The following is a 23,563-nucleotide window of genomic DNA, read 5'->3' as shown; positions in this document are numbered from 1 at the left end:
AACTGTCGAAGACCCATGCCAGGCTTCGGGGATTCGGCGCTCAACCCGCCGCAGGTCAACTATTACCAGCACGCCGCCGGTGATCAGGCTGCCAGCGCTGCGGCCTGTGCGGCGGCACATCAGGCGGTCGCGGCGATGTTGACGGCCGAGATCGCGACGATGACCACCAGCACCAGCACCACCGCCGCGGTGGGCTGGCAGGGCGCGGGCGGCGCGGCGATGACGATGACCGCGCAAGCGTTCGCGGCGATCTTAGGCACGGCGGTGGCCTGGTTCGAGGAAGCCGTAGTGCAGGCGACAGCGATCGTGGACGCCTGGCACCTGGCCAAGACCACGATGGTGCCTGGCCCGGTGTCGGATCAGAACCTCGTTGACACCGAGGCGTTGGTCGCGACGAACTTCATCGGGCAGAACACGCCCGCCATCGCCGCCTTGGTCGCCGAGTATGACCGGCAGTGGATCCACAACGCCGCGATCGCGTCCAGTTTTCAAAGTGTCGTTGCCGCGGCGGTGGGCGTGCTGGCCACACCGCCTCCGTTCGCACCGATGGCACCAAACCCGGCGGCAGCGCTGGCTGCCCTAGCGAACGCGGGCGCACAGACCGGTGTCCAGGGTGCATTACAGGCCAGCTCGCAGAGCATGCAGCAGGCCAGCACCGCGGCGGTGCCAGCGAGCGAAGCGGCCTCAGCGCCGGCCGATGCGCTCTCGGCCATGGGATCGCCGTTGGCGATGATGGGTCAGTTGTCGTCAATGACGGGAATGCTGGGCCAAGCCCCCCAAATGCTCGGCCAAGCCCCCCAAATGCTCGGCCAGTTCGCGCAGATGCCGATGGGCCTACTGGGGCCGTTGTCCTCGAGCATGGGCGGCCTCGGTGGCGCCCCGTCGGCGGGTCCGCTCACGGGCACGCCGGTGGCCTCGCCGGCGATGGCGGCGCTGAGCGGGGGCGGCGGGGGCGGCGGTGGCATCGGCGCCGGCGGCAGCGGGGTCGTCCCGACCAGTTCCTACACCCGCCCGGTGGGCAGCTTCAGCACCCCGACCGCACCGAAGTTACCGGGTGGATTCGGCGGGGTTCCCGAACCGGTGGCTGCGGGGCCTCACCCGTCAGGCGGTGCGGGCACGGGCGGTCTCTATGGCGCTCCGGCCTCGGCGATGGGACGAGATGGCGGGTCGGCGACCGAGCAGCGACAGGGACGAACGATGCAGGTCACGCTTGCCCGATCGGCTGGTGACAGGGGGGACAGGTAACAACAGATTAGCGCACGGCGGGGTGTGTAGACGCCCATACACTTCTTCCTAGAACGCAAAACATCTTCCAGAACAGGAGTTTTCATGTCACAACAAGTTGTTGGGGCGGCCCAGATCCAGTCCACCGCCGACCAGCTCGACGACCTCAAGATGCGGGCGCTCGACGTGCTCAGCCGCTACATGCAGCATTCGACCGAACTGCAGGCCACCGGTGGCCTCGACGGGCAGGCCGGTGTCGCCAATGTCGCGACCGCAGAGGAGATCTCGCAGGCCCAGCGCGAGATGAACATGCGGTGGGAGACGCTGATCGGCGCGTTGCGCAACAGCGCCCCGGACTTCACCAACATCGACGTGCAGAGCGCCCAGCAGATCCAGTCGGTCGCCGGCGGCCTGCGCTTCACCTGACCATCCCAACCACCACAGACATTCGAAAGGAATCCACCACTATGGACGGAATGATCAAGGTCAACCCCGCGGCGATCGTGGACTACAACGCCGCACTGGGCACGTTCAGCGGCGAGCTGGACGGCATCGCCTCCGAGGCGCAGAACTTGCTCGGCGGCATCGCCGAGTACTTCAGCACCGATCAGGCGTCGGTCACCTACGCACAGGCCCAGCAGATGATCATCGACGCCACCAACGAAGGCAAAGAGGTCATCCACCGCCACGGTGGGGCCGCCGACCAGGCCGGTGTGGACTTCGTCTCCCAGGACGGAGCCTCAGCGAACACCTTCTTGGTCTAAGGCCCGCCAGGGAGCTTGTAGCGACAACGCGCAAAGGGGGGCCAACTCCGGTTGGCCCCCTTTGTGCTGCTCAAAGAGGAGAGGGGTAGAACATGGCGCTGACCACGACGGTCGGGGGCGTGTGGGTATTGCAGGCGCTGCTGGGCGTGGAATCGATGCCAGTTGCGTTGCGGCTCAAGCCGTTTATTCCGTCGGTGCATCACGAATTGATCGTCGACAGCACCGCGGGGCCGGTCCCTATCGCCGAGACTGCGGAGTATCTGAGCCTCGTCGAGGCGGGCGTGATCAAGCCCGGCGGGGCGGTCGACGAGCCGGTGCGGGACTGGATGGCCGTGTTGAGCCGCCCCGATCGGCAAGCGGTGCTGGCGATTCGCCGGCCCTCGGGGGAGCCGGTTCACAACGGCGAGAGTCCCACGGTGGACGAACGGGTGGTGGTGGTGTGCCGGTACCGGCGATGGCTGGCGATGGCGGCGCGCGACGGCAACGACATGGTCATTGATGCTGTCGGCGAAACCGATGACCCGGCCGCCCAGGTGGATCTGATGTGTCAAACCCTGGTGCCGGCGTTGGGTGTGGCCGCGCCGGCCGACATCGAGGGGGTCAACATCCCGGCGGACGTGATGCGGTCGACGCTGGAGGCCGCTGCGCCGCAGGGCCGCGATGCGGTGATCGGCGCGGTGAGCCGGCTGGGATTGCAGCCTCAGCAGGCCGAGGTGCTGGCGGCGGCCACACGCCTTGATGAGTCGGCGATGGCGGTGGCGATGGTCATCGACCACGGTATCGGCCAGCACGTTCATCCGCAGGTGGTGACTGTGGCCGACACCGAATTTGGGCGCGTCAGCATCACGACCAGTACATCGGCCGATGGTAAGCAGTGGATGAGCCTGTGGCCGGCGACGCCGGAGGCGTTGCGCGACGACCTCGCCGGTCTGCTGTCGGTGCCGCGCGCCGCCGCGTAGTTTGACCATGAGTGCACATGTCGGGGGGCGAAAAATTAGTGCCGATTTCGGGGTATCGCCGCTAGTAAGGTTGGCGCCATGGCGCTGAATCTGACCTCGCGGCTGCAAGTGACGGCTCATTACTTCTGGAACCGCCGCAATGCGGCGGCACTGAGTCATCATGGCGTGCGGCTGGAATACGATCCCGAACAGCGCCGCAGCGCCGCGCTGATCCTGGGGGTGACGTTCACACTGCTGGCGATGGCGCTGATGTTCATGCTGTCGATGTGCTCACCCGCCGGGCAAGTGGGCCAGTCGGCGATCTTGGCCGACCGCGACACCGGCGCGGTCTATGTGATGGTCGACGGCAGGCTGCACCCGGCACTGAATCTGATGAGCGCCCGGCTGATCGCTGGCCAGGAGGCCAACCCGACGTTTGTCAAGGCCCCGGAACTGGAGAAGTACCCGCAGGGCCCGCTCGTCGGAATCGTGGGCGCTCCTGCAGCGATGCCCGTGCGTACCGCAGCATCGTCGAAGTGGGCGGTGTGTGACACCGCCCCTACGGCGACGTCGACCGCGTCGGCGGCCTCTGAACCGGTGGTGACCGCGATCGCCGGGCAGCTAAGTGTTGGCCAGCGATCAGCGCCGTTGCAGATGCCTGACGCCATCCTGGGTCGCTACGGTGATCGCACCTACGTCATCTGGGAGGGGCACCGTTCTGAGATCGATCTGAGCAATAAGGCCGTGGCCCTGGCGTTGGGCGTGGACACCACCGCTCCGGATCCAATTCCGCTGTCTCGGGCGTTGTTTGACGCTCTTCCGGCGACTGATCCGTTGGTTAGTCCGGCGATCCCGGGGGCGGGGGAGAAGTCCCGTTGGGATGTTGCCGACGGCGCGGTGATCGGGTCGGTGCTCTCGGTGCGCGAGCTGGGCCAGCCCAACACCGCAGAATCGCTATACGTGTTGCTGCGGGACGGTGTGCAGAGGATTTCGCCGTTCGTCGCGTCACTGCTGCGATCGGCGAACTCGTTCGGCGACGTGGCCCCGATACAGGTGGCTCCCGACAAACTGGCCCCAGTGCCGGTGGTGGACAACTTGCCGGTGTCGTTCTATCCGGCAACTCGGCTGCGGCTGGTGAATACCGCGGTGAACGCGACGACCTGCCTGGCTTGGTCGAAGGGCGCCACCGATCGCGCCGCCGAGATCACCATCCTGTCCGGGCAGGGTCTGCCGATACCTCTCGGTTCGGCAGACAACCGGCTTGTCCATCTGCCCAAGGGGGTACGCGACCCGCAGTCCGTTGAGGCAGACCAGGTGTATATCAGCCCTGGCGCAACGAATCTGGTGATGACCACCAGTGCTGCGCCGGCAGCGTCATCGCGGGAAGCAATGTGGTGGATTTCTGATCAGGGTGTGCGCTACGGGATTGAGCTCTCCGAGGAGGCGTTCACCGCGCTGGGGGTGTCTCTGCAGCGCTCGCAGCAAGCGCCCTGGCCACTCATCCGAGCGTTCGCGCCGGGTCCGGCGCTGACCCGCGCCGACGCCATGGTCCAGCACGACACCCTGGCCCCGGTGGGTGGTGGTGAAGCGCTTCCCACCAGGGCAGCCGGAAGCTAGCCGTCACAAATCGAGGCTCCAAAACTAGTGCCGATATACAACATCCACGCTGATAGGATCGGATTGTGACTGACCGCGACCTTCCCCCAAAGCAGGCGGGCTATCCTTCCTCAACCGAGGGCGATTCCCGCGACACCTCCAACCAAGCCCCCGAGCCGCCACCGCCACCGCCGGGCTGGCCAGCGCCCCCGCTGCCACCCACCGGCAGTGCAGACACGGGCGCTCACGCCCGACCCTCACCGCCGCCCCCGCCCCCGTGGCCGGGCCGCGCCCCCGACTCGCCCAGTCGCGCCCCCGGATCGCTCAGTCGCGCCCCCGGGTCGGACCTCCCGCCGGCGCGGGCGCAGCAAGCGCCACACCGTGAGCCCGAGGCCGATCCCGAGGCCGCCTCGCCTGCTGCGACGCCCGTGGAGCAGCCCGCCGCCGAATCGGAGGAGTCCGAACAGACCAGCCCCTACCGTCCGTCGGACACCGAGACCACCACGATCTACTACCGACGCGATTTCGGGCCGCCACCGCTGCGCGAAAACTCCTCTGCGACAGGCCACTACGACGACAGCGCCGCCGGGCAGCGCGGCGCTGCGTCGACGGGCTCCCCGCCTCGGTGGAGTGCTGCTGAACCATCACGGCATCAGGCGCCACCGTTTTCCCAGCAGCCCGGCCTGCAGCGATCGCAACAGCAGCGCGAGAGCTGGCCGGCGGACCGTTCCGGGCCCCAACCCGCCAGTGATCCACGCAACTGGGTCGAGCAACCCCCGGCCGCGGCCGGGCCGGCGAACTGGTCCTATGTCGACTCGATTCGGCCCAGTGAACTTGTCCCCACACGCAAGATTCCGCCCGGAAAAGGGTGGCGAAAGTTCATGTACAAGAGCACGTTTGGGTTGCTGAACTTCGGTCAGTCACCTGACGAGCGCCGCCTGGCCGAGTTGGAAGCCAAGATCCGCTCACTGCTTCGAGGCCGCTACAAGATCGGGGTCCTCGGCAAAGGTGGTGTCGGCAAGACCACCGTCGCCGCCGGTGTGGGCTCGGTCTTCGCCGAGCTGCGCCAGGACGACCGGGTGGTGGCCATCGACGCTGACACCGCGTTCGGCAAGCTGGGCCTGCGCGTCGATCCCAACGCCAAGGGCTCCTACTGGGAGCTGGCCGCCGATCAGGACCTACGCACCTTCGCCGACGTGCGATCCCGTGTCGGAAACAACGCCGCCGGGCTGTTCGTGTTGGCCGGCGAATCATCCACAGCGCGCCGCCGCGTCCTTGATCCGTCGATCTACCGCGAAGCCACCGCCCGCCTGGACAACCATTTCACCCTCTCGATCATCGACTGCGGATCCACCATGGACTCCTCGGTGACCCGCGAAGTCCTACGCGACCTCGACGCGCTCATTGTGGTGTCTTCGATGTGGGTCGACGGGGCTTCGGCGGCCGCGCAAACCATGGAGCTGCTGGCCAATACCGGTCACACCGGCCTGCTGCATCGAACGGTGGTGGTCCTCAACGACAGCGACGGCCACGCCGACAAACGCACCCGGGAGGTCCTCCACGAGCAGTTCAGCCAGCGCGGCCAGCTCGTCGTCGAGGTGCCCTACGACGGCAACCTGCGTCCGGGCGGGGTGATCGACGTGCAAAACGAGGTCGACAAGACCACTCGGCGTCGATTCATCGAGATCGCCGCGGCGATCGCCGAGCACTTCCCGGCCACCAGCGACGGCCCGCGGGGGCGCCGATGACCACGGTCAGGCCATCGACTGCCACGTCGGGATCATCCTCGGCCCCGGGAGGACCGCTGGTGCCCTCGTCATGCCGGGTGTCGCTGCTGGTGGGAGATGCCCACCAGATTGATCTGGTGTTGCCGGCCGCGGTACCGCTCTCGGCGCTGACCGACTCGACTCTGGGCGCGGTCAATCGCCTGCTGCGCAGCAAGGGCGAAGACGAACTCCCTACGGGCACTTACGAGTTCGCCCGAGCGGTGGGCATGACGCGGCTGTCGGAGGAGGTGTCACTGGCGGCCCAGGGCGTCTCCGACGGTGACCTGTTGGCCTTCGTCCCCGAGAAAACAGCCCGCCGGTATACGCCGCTTATCGAGAATGTCTCGACCGCATTGGCCCGCTGGGCGCACGCCCACTTTCCACCGGTGTCCACCCACGACGCCGTGGTGGTCGCCGGCGGGCTCACCGCGGCCGCACTGAGCGGCGCGGCGCTGCTGGTGTGGCGGTTGCGCTGGGCGGCGCAGCACTTCTGGCTCAGTCCGGCGATCTTCGCCGCGACAGCGGTCGTCCTGTTGGCCGCAGCGATGCTGTCCGCCCGTTCGGGAGCCAGCCGCGTGATCGTCGACGGGGCCGCGTGGGCCGCCGTGATCGGTGTCGTCCTGGCGGGCGCGACCGCACCCTACGGTGACCAGCCCGGCGCCCCGCATGCCTTCCTGGCCGCCGTGGTGGCCAGCGTGGGCGTGCTGCTACTGGCGCGGATGACCGGGCGGCACTGGACCGCCGCGGCGGCGGTCCTGACCGTCACCGCCGCCATCGTCGGGGCCGCCGTCACCCGGATGTTCTTCGACGTCCCCGCCCAGCGCATCGCCATCGTGATGCTGATGGCGGTGCTGATCGCCTCCCGCGCAGCCACGGCGATCGGTCTGTGGATGTCGAAGGTGCCGCGGCAGAGCTTCGAATCCATCACCGGCCGCGACATGTTCACTCGCGCGCCCGGCCAGCCTGAGGACACCCTGACCCCGGTGGAGTCGGCGGCCCATGACGTGACCTTGCGCGGCGAAGACGTCGCCGAGGTCGCGCGCCGATCCAACCGGGTGCTCACCGGCACGCTGTTCGGTATCGCCGCGGTCCAATTGGCCTCGTCCTGGTGGGCCGTCGATCCGGGCTCGGGCTCACAGTGGCCGTCGATCACCGTCGTCGTGGTCACAGCCGTGTGCTTGATCTTGCGGGCCCGCGGGCTGCGGCACCGCCGCCATGCGGTGACGCTCGTGAGTGGCTCAGCGCTGTCGCTGATGGCCATTCCCCTCCATTACGGGCTGAGCGCGCCTGCGTCAGCCACTGTCGCCGTCGTGGTGGCCGCCGCCGCAGTGCTTGCCGTGGCGGTGGCCGGGCTGCTGGCCGGCGCGGTAATTCCCTCGCGCAGCTTCTCCGAACCCATCCGCCAGGTCGTGGAATGGCTCGAGTACATCGGGTATGCCCTCATCGTGCCGTTCGCGGCGTGGGCGATCGGCCTGCTGCAGTACATCAGGTTGCACTGATGAGGGGCAGAAGTGTGGCGGCCGCACTGGCCGCGTTCGGGCTGCTGAGCGCGAACTTGATGGCCCCCCCGGCGGCGCTGGCGATCGCCCCGCCGGTCATCGACCCGGGCGCCTTGCCGCCCGACGAGACACCGGGCCCGCCGCAGGAGATGCGCCAAACCAAGGCGTGCGTCTCACCGGTGGTGGTCGGCGATCCCAACGTGACCCAGCCCGCCCCGGGCAACACCATGCTCAACATCGAGCAGGCGTGGCAATACTCCACCGGCGCGGGGGTGACGGTCGCCATCATCGACACCGGCGTCACCCCGAATCCGCGGTTTCCGCGGCTGTTTCCCGGCGGCGACTTCGTGCAGGGCTTGCCCGACGGCGGGCTGACCGATTGCGAAAGTCACGGCACGATCGTCGCGTCGATCATCGGTGCCGCCCCGGCCAATCCTGCCGACCGGCCCACGCCGCGTCCTGCAGGTGTGGGCGCGCCTCCGCCACCGCCGGGTATACCGGCCAACCCCGCACCGCCGGCGTTCCCGCCGCCGCCGACCATCACAGCGACCGCGACGGTGACCGCACCCGCACCGCCGCCACCACCACCCCCTGCGGAGCCTCCTCCTGGGGGACCCCCTCCGGCGGGGCCCCCTCCGGCGCAGGGACCCGGCGACACCGGGGCAGCTCAACCATTGGTCCCCGGACCGCCGCCCGACGGCCCGGACGGCGTGGTGGGCGTCGCCCCCGACGTCTCCTTGATTTCGATTCGGCAGTCGTCGACGGCGTTCACCCCGGCACGGCCCAGCCCGGGCGATCTGCAGGGCCAGCGCAAAGTCGGCGACATCGTCACCCTGGCCAAGGCGATCCGCCACGCCGCCGACCTGCCGGGGGTGCGGGTCATCAATGTGTCCCTGGCCTCGTGCATCAACGCCGCCGCCCCGGTTAACCAGGATCCCCTCGGCGCGGCGATCCGCTACGCCGCGGTGGAAAAAGACATCGTCATCGTGGCCGCCGCGGGCAACAAGGGCGAGCCCGAGCAGGGACAGGACTGCGGCCAGAACCCGGCGTTCAACCCGCTCAACCCCGACGATCCGCGCGACTGGAACGGGGTGCGCACGATCGTCACGCCGGCGTGGTTCTCCAACTACGTCCTCACTGTCGGGGCGGTGACCCCCGAGGGGCTTCCGCTGCCGGATTCCATCAACGGCCCCTGGGTGTCGGTGGCCGCTCCCGGCTGGCGAATCATGGGCCTGGCCAATACCAACGGCGCCGCGGTCAACGCCCGCCCCGACGAACCGGGCCTGGGCGCCGGGTTCTGGGGCACCAGCTTTTCAGCCGCCTATGTCAGCGGCGTGGTCGCGTTGGTGCGGGCGAAGTTTCCCGACCTGAGCGCCGCGCAAGTCATGCGGCGCATCACCGAAACCGCCCACAACCCGGCCCGCGGGGTCGACAATCAGGTCGGCTACGGGGTGGTCGATCCGGTGGCGGCGCTGACCTTCGATGTGCCGCTGGGCGATCCCAAGCCCGTCGAGCAGCTCAGCACCGACCTCTACGTGCCCCCGGCCCCTCCCGGCCCGGATTTGCGGCCCCGCAACAGCGCACTGCTCGGCGGTGCGGCGGTGCTCGTGCTCGCCGGTGTCGCCCTGGCGGTGGTGGCGATGCGACGAAAGATGATGCGATGAAGGCACGCACAGTCGGCGTACGCGCCGGCACACCGGTGGTCGTGGCCCTGGAAGTCATTGCGCTGGTGTCGTTCATGGTGCTGCCGCCAGCCCGGTTCGGATGGTGGCCGGCCGCCACGATCACCGCCGCGGCGCTGCTGCTGCTGGTGCCGACGCTGCACCGGCGCAACGTGCCGGCGTGGCTGGCGGCCGTGGCGCGGTGGCGTTCCCGGCGCCGCAAGCGACCGCCCGCCGCCGCGGCGGTGGACGTACCGCACGGCAACATCGTGTGCGGAGTGCGGGTCGAGGAATACGAAGCCCTCACCATGATCGAGGTGACCGGCAAGCCGTACTCGCTGACGTTCCTGCGCGGCTCGACGGTGTCGCTGACGCGCAACGTGTTGCCGCTGGAGGTGCTCACCGAGCTCCTCGATCAGCCCGGCGGGCTTCAGCTCGCGATTGACGTGGTGCCCGCCGGGCACCGAGTGCGCCGCGGCAACGAGTACCCGCCGCTGTACAGCACCCTGTTGGCCGATCGGCCCGCCGCCGGCCAGCGCACCGTGCAGTTCGTGGTGCGCCTCGACATCCAAAACTCGGTGCCGGGCTTGCAGTATCGACACTCGATCGGGGCGGCTGCCGCCGCAGCCACCGAACGGATCATCAACGCACTGTTGGAACGTGACATTCGCGCGACCGCGTTGAGCGCGGCCGAACTGGACACCGCCCTGGATCGGCTCGGAGCCCGTTTGCAGTCAGCGCCAACACCTCCGGTGATCGAGGGCACCGACAGTCCCGCGGCCCCGGTGCCGTTCCGCTCGACCAGCGCCGCGACCCGGCGGCGCACCAAGGCCGGTAGTGAGGTCGGCTGGCGCAGAGTCAAGGGCCACCCCGGCTTCCTGACGACGTACTACTTCTCACCTGAGGACATCACCACCGCCTCACTGCACCAGATGTGGGCGCTGCGCACCGATGAGGTCGTGCTGACACTGAGCCTGTTCAAACGCCGCTATGTGGAAGCCCCCGACGGCGACGGCCCGGTGATGGTGTCGGCGATCGTGCGCACCAACGACCCGCAGCCACCACAACAGCCTCCGACGCTGTATCTGAACACGTTGCCCGGCGACCAATATCCCGCAGCGCTGCGGCCCGCACCGACGGCGCGTCCACCACGTCTGGAGATCCCCTCGCGTGCCTTGGGGGACCCGACGACCCTGGAGATACCCATCGGCTCCACCGGAATCCTGGTGGGGGCAGCACTGCTCGATGACCGGCGCGCAGATCCGCAAGTGCAACTCGATGACTTGGTCATGCTGGCATTGACCGATCCGCAGCGCGCCACCCGCATCGTCATGGACACCGGCGATTACTACGTGCGCCAGCTGCTCATCCGGGCCGCGGCGGTGGGGGAACGGATCGCGATCTACTCCAGCCAGCCCAACCGTTGGATTGGGTTGTCCCAACCCAACATCGCTGTCGTCGAGCGGCGCCGGCCCGCGGAGTTCGTGCCGTCGATCATCGTCAACGACCGTCCCGTGATGCCGCCACCGACCGGGTTGTCGGCCACCGTGATCACGCTGGGCCGCGCCCAGCCCACCGGTCAGCAACCCGACATGCACTTTCAGCAGATCTCCCGTGAATCGGTGCGCATCACCACCGCCGCCGACACCATCGAGGTGGCGATCGTGGCGTTCAACCAAGAGCAGGCCTGGCTCGGAATTTGAGCGGTGCTGCGCGTCGGAGCCGCCGCTAAACTTGTGGCATGCCGCCGGCGCGCGGCTGCTCTCCTGCACAACGGACATCCGCCCACACCGGATCCGCACCCGTCAGGACAACGCCCCTCGGGCGTCGCGCTGCGACCCGTTGCTCAACGCGCGGCCGCGGATGGTGTGGGCTCCCGCACGACGGCCGCGCACGAACGATGGGATCCGCCGTGACCACCAACGCCCGCAAGCAGGCAGCCCGCGACTACCAGCGCACCCACCACGTCTCTTACACCGAGGCGCTGCGCGCCGTCACCCACACCGCGGCCGAACTCACCGATCGGCCCTGGCCGATCACCGCCGCCCGCATCGACCCGCGCTGGGTGGATCAGCGCTTCCTGGACGCCCTGAACATCACCGATATCGCCACCTTCGACCCGCAACCGGCTTGGCAGCGCCGCGCCGGCGATCGGGTCCTGCGAAGCCCAGTCGGCGCACCGCCCGACGCGTCCCACCTTCCGACGACGATCGAGATCGGCGAGCACTCCAGCATCGTGGCGTGCGTCGGCACCGGGGGAGCGGGCAAAAGCGTTGCGCTGCAATCAATCGTCGCCGGCTTGTGCGCGATCTATCCGCCCACCCGACTCATCCTCGCAGTCGGCGATTATCAAAACTGCATTTGCTCGGCGGGGGCGTTGCCGCCGCACGTCAAAGCTCACCGCGGCCATCGCCGCCCTGAGGACCCGCCCGGGCACTGGGAAAGCTGGTGCGCCTACCTCGACGACGAGATCGACCGCCGCACCACCCAGACGGGCCACAGCCCTCCCGAACTGGTCGTCGTAATCGACGCCGTCGACGAGCTGCTGGACTGGCAGCCCGAGGTGACAACCACGCTGCAACGGGTCATCGACCAGGGCCCCGGGCTGGGCGTGCGGCTGATCGTGTCGAGCACCCGGCCGCCGGCGATGCTGCCCACCGGCGACGGTCGGACCGTGTCCCTGACCTGCGACTGCGTCCTCGCGTTGCGGACGGCCACAGCACAGGACTCGACGGATGTGCTCGGCCGCCCCGACGCCTGGCACCTGCCCGCGGACCCGGGGTACGCCTACCTCAGATCCCACACTGGCACCCTCGACGGCCCAATCCGCCTGTTCAACGCCGCGGAAGTCGCTTTTGCGTTGGGGCAGCGGCTCGGTGCCGGCTGAAGAACCAAACACCGGAATTTTCCGTCCCCGCCCCGCCCCGCCGCGCCGTAGCCTTAATCTGTGACTGATGAGCAGCTCGCCGCACCGCTGTGTTTGGAGTCGTTTCGCCGCCGCAACGCCGCGGTGGTGACGAGGGGCGAGCGCGACCGGCTGTTCACCATCGCCGACGTCGCTAAGGCATGCAGCTTGCCGCAACCGGTTGTGGCGCAACTCGTTCCGCGCACCTGGACCGATGACGGCTGGATGTACACCGCCGATCAGCTCCAGTACGCGGTACGGATCGGGCCCGACGTGCGCGCGGGGGAGTACGTCGCTCCGCTGCCCGACTGAGCCGCCGCGAAAAATAGTGCACGAAGCACCCTGGCGCCAGCCCTAGGGTTTTCAACTATGAGCGCGACGCCCACTGCCGCCGCCGGCGGCTACCGGCCTCCGGTGACTCCCTTCGCCGGCTGGGTGCACGACGACCGCGGCCGGCTGGTGCCGCTGGAGACCGCCCCGCACATCGGCGCGTTCGCCCCACCGGGCGCCGGTAAGACCCGTAAGTGGCTGGCGCAGTCGGCGGTGCTGTGGCCGGGCCCGGCGCTGGTGTCCTCGTCCAAAGATGACCTGATGCAGATGGTGGCCTCGCGCCGCTATGGCCCGGCTGCGCTGCTGGATCTGCGGCCGATAGCGGCCCCCTATTACCCGGCCGATCTGCGTCCCTACCGATTCGATCCGACAGCGTGGATCACCGGCCTGGAGGACGCCAAGGCGGTGGCGCGCACATTGCTGAGCACATCGGCGGTTGCCCTGTCGGGCAGCTCTTTTCGTGGCAGCGATCCCGGGCCTTGGGATGATCTGGCGTTCGCCCCGTTGACCTGCTTGCTCTACGCCGCGAGCCCGCACGCGCTCGGCCTGGGTATCGACTGGGTGCTCGAGGCGGCCGAGGATGTGACGCTACCCAACCCGTGGCCAACCTCGACGCAGATGAGCACCGACGCGTCGTGGGTGACCGCGGCTGTCTGGTCGGCCAACCGCTATTTCGAGGCGCGCGTGCGCAGCGTGTTGAGTATGGAAGCCAAGCAACGCGATTCGGTCAAGATCACCGTGACCAAGGTGCTGACCGCCTGGCTGCAAACGATGGAACGCGACAAGGGTCTGCCGATGCTCGATGAAACGTTTTTGGAAGATCCGAACGCCACCATCTATCTGCTGACCCCGTTCGACGGAACCGTAGCCGCGCAGGCGATCACCCTCATGGACCAGCTGATCAATCGGCAACGCGTGAAAGTCGCTCAGTGGGACGAGTTTGCGCGGCTGGGCATGTTCCTCGACGAGATCACCAACACCCCGTTGCCGCGGTTGCCCCAATACATCGCCGAGTCCCGCGGCCTGGGGGTATCGCTGTGTTTCGCCGCCCAGGCCGGTGAGCAGCTCGACGCGATCTACGGCCCGCTGCAGGGCGCAGCGATCCGGGCCGTCGTTCCGGCCTCGCTGCTCATGTACGGTTCGCACGAAAAGGATTTGATGGAGTCGGCGTCCTTTTGGAGTGGCAAGACGACACGCAGTCAACAGTCCTACGACCACAGCTTGGATTCCACGTCGACCAGCCGTAACTTCGGCAATGCCCTTGAGCCTGAAGAACTTTTGCCGCCCAACGACACGTTCGCCCGGTTGCTGGTGCGAGGAACGCCAGGGCGCATGGTATCCCTCATCGACTGGACCGAGTTCGTCACATACCTTGACGAACTTCGCGACGCCCGAATCAGCAGCAGCGGCGGCAGCCATCGCCAACAACGGGGCAATGGCAAGGGCACGTTGGCGTCGAGGCGATGAGTTCGATTGTCGCGCAGGCGTTGCCAGCACACGACTGCTGTAACCACTCACCGCACACACAAGACGCCCTGGGCGCCCAAGTCGCCACCTCGACCGCGCTTGCGCAGGCCCGCAAAGACCTTCAATACGCGGTGATCATGGGCACTGACACCCATCGCCGCCGCCAATACGCCCTCTCGGCACGAGACGAGGCCGCCACTGTGCTGGTGGCCGGCGACGCCACTGCTGCGCAACTGCGCTATGCCCGGCACTACTTCGATGCCGCGCACCGGTTCGCTGCCGCGGCGAACCGCGGTGCGGTGTAGCGCTCGACAACAGCGAGAGTGCGGGATGGCGCAGCGCGCCACCCCCGCCCGCTCAGCTGATCGTGGGCCGGAGCCGGAGCCGCAAAAATAGTGCACGAGCTACCCTTTGGCGCGTTTTAGGGTCGTTTTATGGCTGATCCCAGCGACAAGTTCGATGAGGTGCGCCGGGCCTGGATTGCTCGGCGGCAGGGATGGTCGCTGATTCAGCGCCGCCGCGCCGAGCAGCTGGGCCGCCGCGTGCGAGCTCGCCAGCGCGACACGGTGGCCGCGGTGCCCGACCCGCATGACGACACGTCGCTGCCGCCGCTGATCCTGCGAGTGGCCAAGTCGCCGACCTCACAGGTGGAACTGGTGGCGGTGGCAGTGCTGGCGGTATGTGTTCCGCTGGGTTGGTTAGCCGGCGTGGCACTCAAAACTGTTCTGGTGAACCTGATTCCGGCGACACTTCGGGCCTTCCCCACCGCTGCTTTGCTGTGGTCGGGGGCCGCGCTGGGACTGCCGATCATCGCGTTGTATGACCCGGCCCCGACGATGGGTCAGATGCTGGTCGTGCCGTGGCTGTGCGCCCAAGTCGCCGCCGCGCCCGTGGTGGCCGGGGTGTACGGCATCGCCGAAGGATGGTTGGCGATCCCTGGCTCGGAGCAGTGGTGGCCGTTGACGCCGCCGCAGCGCACGCTCACTGCCGAGGACGCCGCCGAGATTCTGGGGCCCTACGAAATCACCGGCCCACCGGTGGTGGAGCCGCGGCCGCTGCCCGAACACGGCGAGCGGATGCCGCGGTGGTGAGCGCGGCGCGCACCTCAGTGCTGCACGGTGCCGCTGACCGCGTCCTGGTCGTCGAACTCCTCGACCAGCGTGTGATCGACGCGGAACTCCTGGCTCAACCGTTCGTGCACTGTGTAGAGACGCTGGAGGCGGTCATCGACGGCGCGCACCTCGTCGCGGGCTCGCTCGATTTCGTCGCGCAGTTGGCCCAGCAGCCGGTCAATGACGTCCTGGGCCGTCATCGGCGTCGAGGACTGCTCGTGAGCGCGCACGTTACGGGTGGTCCGGGCGGTCACACTGAGCGGGGTGCCGCCCAGCAGCACCACTGCGGCCGACCCGGGCTGCCAGCCCAGGGTGCGGTCGATGCGCAGCAGCGTGCGCACGGTGGGGGTGTGCTGGGACTCGCGGGCGCGGACAGCGGCCAACGTGCTGGGGTGGGGGAACCCTCGGCGGTTGGCATCTTCCTTGCTCATCCGCAGTTGACCCAAGCGGGCGTCGACGAAGTGCATGAGGCGGGCGACGCCGTCGGCTGGGACAGTCATATTCCGCACCCTACCGCACCCAATGCGCTAAGTCGGGTCACAAATTGTGACCGCCGATATATGTCATATCTCGACGTTAGGTTGCCCTCATGAAGACATTACTGGCACTGTTCGCCCTGCTGGCCGCCGTGATGGCGGTGGCAGTGCTGGCCGTGGTGCAGATACTCATCAAGCTCGCCCCGGTGCTGATCCTGATTGCCGTCGTTGTCCTGGTGATGAAAGCGGTACGGGGCCGCCACCGCCCGCCCGCCTCGCCGCCGATGCGCGCGCTGCCGCCCGGGCGCGCCGTGGCCCCCGTGCGTTCGGCGCCGCCGTCGCGTCCGGTGGGGTGGGCGCCGACCCAGCCGGGCGGCTGGGTGCTGCTGCCGGTGTGGATGGGACCGCCGCCGCAGGCCTGGCGCCCCGCCGCCCCAATGGTGGTCGATGCCGAGGTGATCGAGGACCAGCGCCGTGGCTGACACTGCCGAACCCCTCACCGATGACCGTTGGGTCGATGAGCTGATGAGCGGCGCCGACCGGGGCGCGGCACCGGCCGCGGGCACGGTGCACTCCGGCGAGGTCGCGTTCGACGTCGACGACACCGGCCCCGCCGCAGACACCGCCCCCACAAGCGAGCACGACGACAGCGAGGCGGTCACCGACCCGAATCTGGAAGCGGTGGCGGCCACCGCAGCGGACGAGATGCCCGTGGATCTCGACGCCCCCGATGCGCCGGCGGCCGAGGACGACGCCACCGGGGCGACTCGCGCTGATGCCGGCGCCAAGCGCACCGCCCTGGCGTTGGGGGTTGGGCTGGTGGTGGCGGTGACGGCGATCGTGGCCGCGCTGGTGTCGTTCAGCGACGACTCCACGCCGACCCAGCAGCGGTCGGATGCTCCTACGGCCATGCCGGTAGCTCAACCACAGCCGGTTCCCACCTCGGCCGCACCGACGCTCCCGCAGGATCAGTCGCTGCCCTACACCGCCAGCGCCCCGTGTGCGGCTGGGTCGACCTCAGCGCAGTCGTTGACCGACACCGCCACCGATTCGGCCTGGGTCTGCGCACGCGGCTCCCGCGATGAGGCGCTCGAAGGCAAAGTACTCACCGTCGATTTCGGCAAGACCTACATGATTTCCGGTGTCGAGGCAACGCCGGGATGGGTCGCGAAAACACCTGGCGGACAGGATCGATGGCTTCAGCATCGGGTGTTGACCCGGCTGCAATACATCTTCCTCAACGGCAACGTGGTCTCCGACATCTTCACCCAGGACACCGGCAATGTGCACGGGCCGGTCACCGCCGCGCTGCCGCGTCGGGTGCTGGCGTCGCGGGTCAACGTAGTGGTGTTGCAGACCTCGCGCCCGCCCACCTCACCGCTACCGGCCACCGATCCCGCCGGGCTGCCCGAGGCCCAGCCCGGGTTGGTGGAGTCGCTGCTCGGCGAAGGGGGTCAACCCCTGTCGGAAGCCCCGCAGAGCCCGGAGCCGTACCCCGATCTGACCGTACCCGGCAGCGGTAGCGACCCCGTCGACAACACGTTCGCGATGAGCGCGCTGAAGTTCCTCGGCTACCAGCCCTAAGAAATGAGATTCCCGTGGCACTGTCGAAAACCTGGCAAGCACGTCTGCACCGATGGCGCGGCGGAGCCCGCCGCGCCGGCCTCGTCGCCGTGACCCTGGCCGCGATCTTCGGCGCCGCCGCCGGCTGCAAGGTGTTCTTGGCCCCCGACCGCCCCGACTTCATCGGCATCGCCCAGCGCGAACGCAATCAACAAAGCCTAGTGGGGGCCTTCGCGTCGGACTTCGTGGTGGCCTGGCGTACCGCGACGGTCAATCAACGAGACAGCTTGCAACGCTTCATCACTTTGCCCGAGCAAGGGTTGGCGCTGCCCTCGACACCAGCGGCAGTGATCACCGCGCCTCAGGTGGGACCGGTGCTCAGGATGGGCACGCTCGGTGACACCGAGCTCTACACCGCCGTGATCTCGGTCAACGAACGCGCATATGCCTCAGCGCAACCCACGCGCACGTTCTATCAGGTCCCGATTTCGCTGTGGAATCGTCAACCCCGTGCCCTGGATTTCCCGGCGCAGATCAACGATCCGGGTCCGGGCGCGGATTTCACGCTGGACTACCGCAACGCGCTGGGCCCCGAGAGCCCGGTGTTCGCCGTGGTCGCCGGATTCATCCGTACCTATTTGACGGCCACCAACGGACTGGATCGCTACGTAGTGGCCGGTGCGCCGCTGCGCCCGATCGGCGGCTATCAAAGTGCGGTGGTCTCGGCGGCAGCGACGGACCGCAGCGTGCCCGACACGCCAGCACCCGGCGAGCAGCTGCACGTGCGGGCCACCGTCGTCGCGCAGACATCACAATTTGCCACCGTGAATTTGGTGTATCCGCTGACGGTCGAAAATAGCGGCGGGACGTGGATGGTGGCGGCCATAGACTTAGTTCCGCAGGTTGGCACCCAATCCGAAGCCAACCCTGTCGCCAAACCACATAACTAAAGGGCGATTGAGAAAGGCGTGAGGGAACATGGCAGAAAATACCGAATTACTGGCGGCATCGGGTCTTTTTGAGTCCGGTAACAAACTCGGTCTGGCGGTGCTGGGATTCCTGGCGCTGGTCGCCTTGGTCATCGGCGCCGGATCGGCCATCAAGAAGCTCAAAGAAGGGTCGGGTGCGGCGATCACCGCCGAGATCGGCGCGATCGTGTTCGCGGTGCTGATCGGGCTGTCGGTAGGTATCGCCGCGGCGGTGACCCAGGAAGCCGAGGACGCCGGGATCCGCAACCCGGTCCGTGTGGACAGCGTCTGGGATCGCTGAGCGATGAGCAACGACGTCTCGGCCAAGATCTACTCCGATCAGCGTTCGCTGCCCATCCACCTCGGCGATTCCGGGGACGGTTTCACGCTGCCGTTCAAAGAGAAGTGGCGCGCCCCGGACGCCTTCGCCGCAGTGCTCGGGTTCATCGTGACCGGCTCTTTGGTCACCGCCAACATCAACTCCGGCAACGCGCTGCGCTTGCTCATCATCGGCGTCGTGGTGACCGCGGCGGCGGTGTGGCTGTTGTCGAAACTGCCCGCGACCCGTCCGTCGCTGCGCACCCGGGCCCGCTGGTGGTGGGAGAACCTGCGCCCGCAGGTCGTGTCCTCGCACCGCTCGCACCGCTAGAAGGGCCGGTTCGTCGAATGTCTTTGGCCACCCCGCTACGCGCGATCGGCAACCTGCGGCTGACCCCTCACGGGGTCTACGCCGACTACCTGTTGTCCGGTCAGCCGTTCATCTTCTTGTCCGAAGAGTGGCAGGAACGCGTGGCCGCCGAGCACGCCGAGCTGTGGCGGGCACTGCCATCTGGATCGTCGATCAGTGGCTTGACGGTGCCGGTGGCATCGCGCAGCACCGTGCGAAAGATGCTCTACAGCCATCCTGATCTGCGCCTGCGCGACGGCGATGAGACGGGTCTGGCGGCCACGGCGCGGCCGTGGGTCCAGCACTGCCGCAGCTGGGAGCCGACGATCGCCGGGCACCGTGCGCGCCGGCGCATCTATTGGCTGAGCCTGCCGCTGGATTACGGTCTGGCCGGGCGCACCCCCAGCGGCATGTGGCGGCGCATGGTCGACGTCGCGGTGGGTCGCGATAAGGACACCGATTCCTCGATCGCCTACTACCGCGAGCTGGCCGCCCAGATGGTCGCTGCGTTGCCTGCGGTGTTTTTCCCCAAACCCGCGACGGTGGAACAGATTTGGTGGCATTGGAACTACATCGCCAGCCGCGGTGTGTGGGATGCACCGCTGCCGGGGCAGCCGTTTGATCCCGACGCCACCCTGCCCGGCTCAGCGTTTAGCCCGGTCCACCTCGACCCGGGGGCCGCCAAGCTGCGCGGCCGGCGGTGGCGCGCGGCGCGCAGCGACGCCGATGTGTTCGTGCGCACCTTCCGCGACCGCACCGATGCGGTGCCCGACTCCTATCAAGCGCTGCTGCCCTTGGACAGCTTCCCCGACAGCGGGATCGCCTGGCCGCGTTCGACGCTGTTCAAGGTCCTCGATGACCGCACCACCCCGGACAGCGTCTTGGACTGGACCATCAACATCACCTTCACCAGCGCCGATGTTGCCGTGTCGACCGCGGAGAACGTCATCGTCAACATCCGTGATCAGTACCGCCAGCGCGGCCGACACGCGTCGAGCTCCGATGAGCTGCTGCGCAAGCTGGCCTCCGGCAGGGAGCTGGCCTCCGAGCTCAAACGGGGCAGCGCCGAGCGCGGCGTCAACGCCGCGATCGTGATCGCCGCGGCCGCGGGCGATCCGGACACGGTCAACCGGGCGGTCACCGACCTCGCCCGGACCTACCGCGGCCAGAACATCGGGTCGAAACGGTGGCGCGGCAGCCAGCCCACGTTGTTGCGGGCGTTCGCCCCGGGCGGGGAGCGCCGCGCCGCTCTTGATGAGTTTCGTAACCCGACCACGACCAAACGTTTCGCGCCGTTCGTGCCGCTGCTGGCAAGCAAACTGGGCAACAACACCGGTGTCCCGCTGGGGATGAATCTGACCAGTCCGGGGCTGCGCGATGTCGTGCTGCTCGATGTCATCAACGCGCCGGCGCGGGAGAATCCGGCAAATCTGGTCGTGTGCGGCTCACCGGGGCGCGGGAAATCGCAGGTGACCAAGAATTTGAGCCGGTCGTGGTTGAAACTCGGCGCTGGTCTGCATTTGTTCGACCCTACCGATGCGCGCGAACATGAAAAAGGTTTGGTCGATTTCGATGACAAAGTGGTTATTGATGTTGCGCGCATGAATTTCAGCCTCGACGGTTTAAGAATTTTCCCCTTTGAGGAGGCCGCCGAGCGAACCATTGACCATTTGCTGCCGCAATTGGGGTTTTCTCCGCTTAGCCGCGAGGCCCAGCGGCTCTGGGGACATCTGGCGCCGGCATCTCGGCAAGCCAACGCCATTCACAGCACCGCGCAGCTGATCCGCTATCTGCGTGACCTGCCCGCCGCCGAGCGCACGGACGCCGACACCGATCTCCTGATCGGACTGGAAGGCCTGGCCGCACAACGTCTACTGCGGCCACTGTTCGACGAGAATCTGCCGGTCCCCGCCCTGGCCACCGCTCAATGTGTGATCTGGAACTTCGCCGGCCTCAAGCTGCCCACAGTCACTGAGGAATATCAAGCGCACCTGCATCAGCAGACCACGCCCGGCCAGCGGGCCGCCCAAGCGCTCTACGGCCTGGCGGCAGAGCTGGCCCAGTCCATTTTCTTTGCCCGCCCCGAGCAGCCGGACATGCTGGTTGTTGAGGAATGCGCGGCCTGGACGAATTCACCCGGCGGGCAGAAGTGCGCCAACACGATTATCCGGCAGGGCCGCAAGGCGTGGACGGGGTTGTGCGGCATCAGCCAGCAGCCGATCAAGGACTTCGCCGTGCTCGAAGACGAGTTCATTGATCAGCGACTGTGCTTGGGGTTCAAGCGATCTGACATCGCCAAGGCGACGCTGGAATGGTGTGACCGCGACCTGGACCGTCACCCGGAGCTGCTGGCCAACTACGTCAACAACACCAGCCCTGTGCAGCTGGTCGACCACGGCGACGACGCGATCGACGACCGCTACGGCAAGGTGATCCCGGGTCGTGAGGGCGAAGCGTGGTTCCTCGACGAGTTCGGCGGCTTCGGGAAGGTGGGCTTGTTCGCCGCGCCGACCGCGGCCCTGGCGGCGCGCTATGACACCAACCCGCACCGCGCCAAGCAGCGCAGTCAAGCGGCCGGGCCCGCATGACCGCGCGCCTGCACTACTGGTACCTGACCCACCCGCGGTTAGGCCGCCCACTGCTGCTGCTGGCTGTCTTGAACGCCTTGGCGATCACCGCCACCGCGGCCGCCCCGGCGGCCAGCGCCTCGACCAACGCGATGGTGCTCAACTGGACCGGCCTCAAAGACACCTACGGGGTGCCGCTGGGCAACTACTACCTGAGCCTGCCCACGATCCGCGAACAGATCACCCAGGCCGGCCCCGACATCGGCTGGACACCCGACAGTTGGATGGCCTGGACGCTGCACGCCATGGAGACGATGGCGTTCAATGTCACCTCGGCCAGCATCCTGACCGCCGAGGCCGGCGCGTTTATCGGCATCATCGCCTTAGCGCTGTGGCTGATGAAAATCACCGTGAGCACCTACTGGCTGACCGTCATCGGTCAGATCGCCCACGCACTCACCAGTGCGGTCGTTACTGTCACCACCCAATTGGGTCTGCTGGTCATCGCGATTCCGCTCGGGGTGTTCATCGGTTACCTCGCGATTCGACGTGGCGAGGAGGGCCGGGGCTGGACGATGATCCTGATTGCGTTGACCATCCCGGCAATGTCGGTCGCCATCTTCGCCAACCCGGCCGGCTTGATGTACGGCGAAGGCGGCTTACTCGAGTTCGCCCGCCGCGTCGGTTTCAGCGTCGCCCAGGCCGCGACCCCCGGCCACAACGGCGCCTTCGACGGCGCCGGAAGCGGTGGCGGCCAGGTCGACGCGCTGACCGCCAGCCTGATCACCCACACGGTGCGAGAACCGTTGCAGTTGTGGAACTTCGGTCATGTCGTTGATCGCGTCGGCGGCTGCGGCGCCGCCTGGTCGGCGGCGGTCAACCGCGGCGCCCCCGACGGCCCGATCCGCGCCATGCAATCCTGCGGCAACACCGCCGCGGTGTCCTACGCCCAGCACCTCGATGGGACCAACATCTGGGTGGGTCTGGTGTTCGTCATCGCCGCACTGCTGCTGGGCGCATTCATGGTGCTCTCCGGGTGGGCGGTGCTCAAGGTCTCGGTCAAAGCGATCTACACGACGGTGATCTTGTTGCCGACGCTGTGGCTGGGCGCGATCCCCGGCGCCCCACAGCGGCGCGCCCAAGATGTGGTCTGGAAATTTTTCCGGCACGCCATCGAGGTCCTGGTCTACATCGTGTTCGTCAGCGTCATGGGGTTGGCGGTGGAATCCATCGTCGCCGGGCGTCTACCAGCCCAGCTCGGCGGCGCCAACCCCTTCGCCCACGTGCTGATGATGGGCGCGGTCTCGATCGCGGCGATGATGCTGCTGCGCTACATCCGCGCGGATCTGTCGGCCGACCGTCCCGGCCCGGGCCTGTTCCGCCAGGCCGGCAGTGTGGCCGTCGGCATGGGAATGCACGCCGCGGTCGGCGGGGTCGGCGGCGCCGCCGTCGCCGGCGCGCAAGGGCTGGGTTCACGTCTGCGCCACCGCGGGGACACCACGCCCTGGGAGCAGCTCGACGCCCAGGCCGCCGATGCCCGCCAAGTCCACGGCCAGCCGCAGTCCGGGTTTGAGCCGGTCCCTTCCGAGGGTGCCGGATCGGGTCTGTCCAGTCCCGGCCAGGGTGGGGGAGCCGACACCGCCGGCCCACCGTCAACCGGCGGCATCGACCCCAGCGGCGGCGCCCACGCCGCCCCGCCCGGCGGCGGCGAGCCGGCGCTGTCGGCACCCCAGCCCGGCGGCATTCAGGGAATGCTCAGCGGCTTCGACGGCGCCCGCGACGCCGCACCCGCTCCCCGGGGACACTCCGGGCCCGCGGCCGCCCCGCCCAGCGTCGGGTTGCCCGCCGACGGTCCGCTCGGGCACGGCGAGACAGCGACGTCACTGCCGCCGATGGCCGACCTGCAAGACGCCCGCCATCTCGCATTCCTCCCCCTGCCGCCCGAGCCGCCCCACGATGAGGAGATGCCGCCGCCGCCCGACGATGAGCCAGGACCGCCCGGCGGTGCACCGACTACCGTCAATCCCATCACCGACAAGTAGCCAAGGAGGCCGCACCAG

At 68.0% G+C, this 23,563-nt stretch carries 22 protein-coding genes; 21 read left to right on the top strand and 1 reads right to left on the bottom strand.

What is annotated here, in order from left to right; genetic code table 11:
• The first annotated feature begins 15 nt into the window (after positions 1 to 15).
• The 14 genes from D3H54_RS30825 to D3H54_RS30760 all read left to right on the top strand — a co-directional run bounded on the left by D3H54_RS30825 (position 16) and on the right by D3H54_RS30760 (position 15,241).
• Positions 16 to 1,245, top strand: coding sequence for a PPE domain-containing protein (locus tag D3H54_RS30825; RefSeq protein WP_149383962.1), 1,230 nt, complete (start codon positions 16 to 18; stop codon positions 1,243 to 1,245).
• 84 nt (positions 1,246 to 1,329) lie between these two features.
• A complete protein-coding gene (locus D3H54_RS30820) occupies positions 1,330 to 1,650 on the top strand; it encodes a hypothetical protein (RefSeq protein ID WP_149383961.1) in 321 nt (106 codons plus the stop codon).
• Positions 1,651 to 1,691: 41 nt separating this feature from the next.
• A complete protein-coding gene (locus tag D3H54_RS30815; protein ID WP_149383960.1) occupies positions 1,692 to 1,988 on the top strand; it encodes a WXG100 family type VII secretion target in 297 nt (98 codons plus the stop codon).
• 92 nt (positions 1,989 to 2,080) lie between these two features.
• Positions 2,081 to 2,947 (top strand): ESX secretion-associated protein EspG, encoded by an 867-nt coding sequence (locus D3H54_RS30810; protein ID WP_149383959.1) that lies wholly within the window; start codon positions 2,081 to 2,083, stop codon positions 2,945 to 2,947.
• Between the two features lie 78 nt (positions 2,948 to 3,025).
• Complete coding sequence (eccB, locus tag D3H54_RS30805; protein ID WP_149383958.1) at positions 3,026 to 4,543, top strand: type VII secretion protein EccB; 1,518 nt, start codon at positions 3,026 to 3,028, stop codon at positions 4,541 to 4,543.
• 65 nt (positions 4,544 to 4,608) lie between these two features.
• The gene (locus tag D3H54_RS30800; RefSeq protein ID WP_149383957.1) at positions 4,609 to 6,270 is read left to right on the top strand and encodes a MinD/ParA family ATP-binding protein; all 1,662 of its coding nucleotides are present in this window, start codon (positions 4,609 to 4,611) and stop codon (positions 6,268 to 6,270) included.
• Between the two features lie 59 nt (positions 6,271 to 6,329).
• A complete protein-coding gene (eccD, locus tag D3H54_RS30795) occupies positions 6,330 to 7,787 on the top strand; it encodes a type VII secretion integral membrane protein EccD (protein WP_149383956.1) in 1,458 nt (485 codons plus the stop codon).
• Entirely contained in the window at positions 7,787 to 9,451 is a 1,665-nt protein-coding gene (locus D3H54_RS30790) for a S8 family serine peptidase (RefSeq protein WP_149383955.1), read from the top strand. Before eccD ends, D3H54_RS30790 begins: the two co-directional genes overlap by 1 nt.
• Positions 9,448 to 11,151: a type VII secretion protein EccE gene (gene eccE / locus D3H54_RS30785; RefSeq protein WP_149383954.1), complete on the top strand. Its 1,704-nt coding sequence runs from the start codon at positions 9,448 to 9,450 to the stop codon at positions 11,149 to 11,151. Before D3H54_RS30790 ends, eccE begins: the two co-directional genes overlap by 4 nt.
• A 209-nt stretch (positions 11,152 to 11,360) precedes the next feature.
• Entirely contained in the window at positions 11,361 to 12,335 is a 975-nt protein-coding gene (locus tag D3H54_RS30780) for an FtsK/SpoIIIE domain-containing protein (RefSeq protein ID WP_286199361.1), read from the top strand.
• 60 nt (positions 12,336 to 12,395) lie between these two features.
• On the top strand, positions 12,396 to 12,665 hold the full coding sequence (locus D3H54_RS30775; RefSeq protein WP_149383952.1) for a hypothetical protein: 270 nt from the start codon (positions 12,396 to 12,398) through the stop codon (positions 12,663 to 12,665).
• Positions 12,666 to 12,722: 57 nt separating this feature from the next.
• Entirely contained in the window at positions 12,723 to 14,150 is a 1,428-nt protein-coding gene (locus D3H54_RS30770) for a type IV secretory system conjugative DNA transfer family protein (protein WP_149383951.1), read from the top strand.
• Positions 14,147 to 14,455 carry a hypothetical protein gene (locus D3H54_RS30765; RefSeq protein WP_210419784.1) on the top strand — a complete coding sequence of 103 codons (309 nt, stop codon included), beginning with the start codon at positions 14,147 to 14,149 and terminating at the stop codon, positions 14,453 to 14,455. Before D3H54_RS30770 ends, D3H54_RS30765 begins: the two co-directional genes overlap by 4 nt.
• Positions 14,456 to 14,584: 129 nt before the next feature.
• Positions 14,585 to 15,241 carry a hypothetical protein gene (locus tag D3H54_RS30760; protein WP_149383950.1) on the top strand — a complete coding sequence of 219 codons (657 nt, stop codon included), beginning with the start codon at positions 14,585 to 14,587 and terminating at the stop codon, positions 15,239 to 15,241.
• Positions 15,242 to 15,255: 14 nt separating this feature from the next.
• Here the strand turns inward: D3H54_RS30760 and D3H54_RS30755 are convergent, their stop codons facing one another.
• Positions 15,256 to 15,762, bottom strand: coding sequence for a hypothetical protein (locus tag D3H54_RS30755; RefSeq protein ID WP_149383949.1), 507 nt, complete (start codon positions 15,760 to 15,762; stop codon positions 15,256 to 15,258).
• Positions 15,763 to 15,851: 89 nt separating this feature from the next.
• On the opposite strand from D3H54_RS30755, the gene D3H54_RS30750 reads away from it, so the two are divergent.
• Genes D3H54_RS30750 through D3H54_RS31415 form a run of 7 tightly spaced genes read left to right on the top strand, consistent with a single transcriptional unit; the run spans position 15,852 to position 23,545 of the window.
• Positions 15,852 to 16,220, top strand: coding sequence for a hypothetical protein (locus tag D3H54_RS30750; protein WP_149383948.1), 369 nt, complete (start codon positions 15,852 to 15,854; stop codon positions 16,218 to 16,220).
• Positions 16,213 to 17,322, top strand: coding sequence for a hypothetical protein (locus tag D3H54_RS30745; protein WP_149383947.1), 1,110 nt, complete (start codon positions 16,213 to 16,215; stop codon positions 17,320 to 17,322). Before D3H54_RS30750 ends, D3H54_RS30745 begins: the two co-directional genes overlap by 8 nt.
• A 14-nt stretch (positions 17,323 to 17,336) precedes the next feature.
• Positions 17,337 to 18,251 (top strand): conjugal transfer protein, encoded by a 915-nt coding sequence (locus D3H54_RS30740; RefSeq protein ID WP_149383946.1) that lies wholly within the window; start codon positions 17,337 to 17,339, stop codon positions 18,249 to 18,251.
• A 28-nt stretch (positions 18,252 to 18,279) separates the two neighbouring features.
• A complete protein-coding gene (locus D3H54_RS30735) occupies positions 18,280 to 18,570 on the top strand; it encodes a hypothetical protein (protein WP_087083508.1) in 291 nt (96 codons plus the stop codon).
• Between the two features lie 3 nt (positions 18,571 to 18,573).
• Positions 18,574 to 18,918: a hypothetical protein gene (locus tag D3H54_RS30730; RefSeq protein WP_149383945.1), complete on the top strand. Its 345-nt coding sequence runs from the start codon at positions 18,574 to 18,576 to the stop codon at positions 18,916 to 18,918.
• A gap of 17 nt (positions 18,919 to 18,935) precedes the next feature.
• A complete protein-coding gene (locus D3H54_RS30725; protein WP_149383944.1) occupies positions 18,936 to 21,524 on the top strand; it encodes an ATP-binding protein in 2,589 nt (862 codons plus the stop codon).
• Positions 21,521 to 23,545, top strand: coding sequence for a hypothetical protein (locus tag D3H54_RS31415; protein ID WP_168215137.1), 2,025 nt, complete (start codon positions 21,521 to 21,523; stop codon positions 23,543 to 23,545). The genes D3H54_RS30725 and D3H54_RS31415 overlap by 4 nt, the downstream gene beginning before the upstream one ends.
• The last annotated feature ends 18 nt before the right edge of the window (positions 23,546 to 23,563 follow it).

Origin of the sequence: Mycobacterium sp. ELW1, from assembly GCF_008329905.1 — a bacterium.
Classification (GTDB): Bacteria; Actinomycetota; Actinomycetes; order Mycobacteriales; family Mycobacteriaceae; genus Mycobacterium.
The sequence above is the reverse complement of the archived record's forward strand: the minus strand, read 5'-3'. Positions and strand labels throughout refer to the sequence as shown.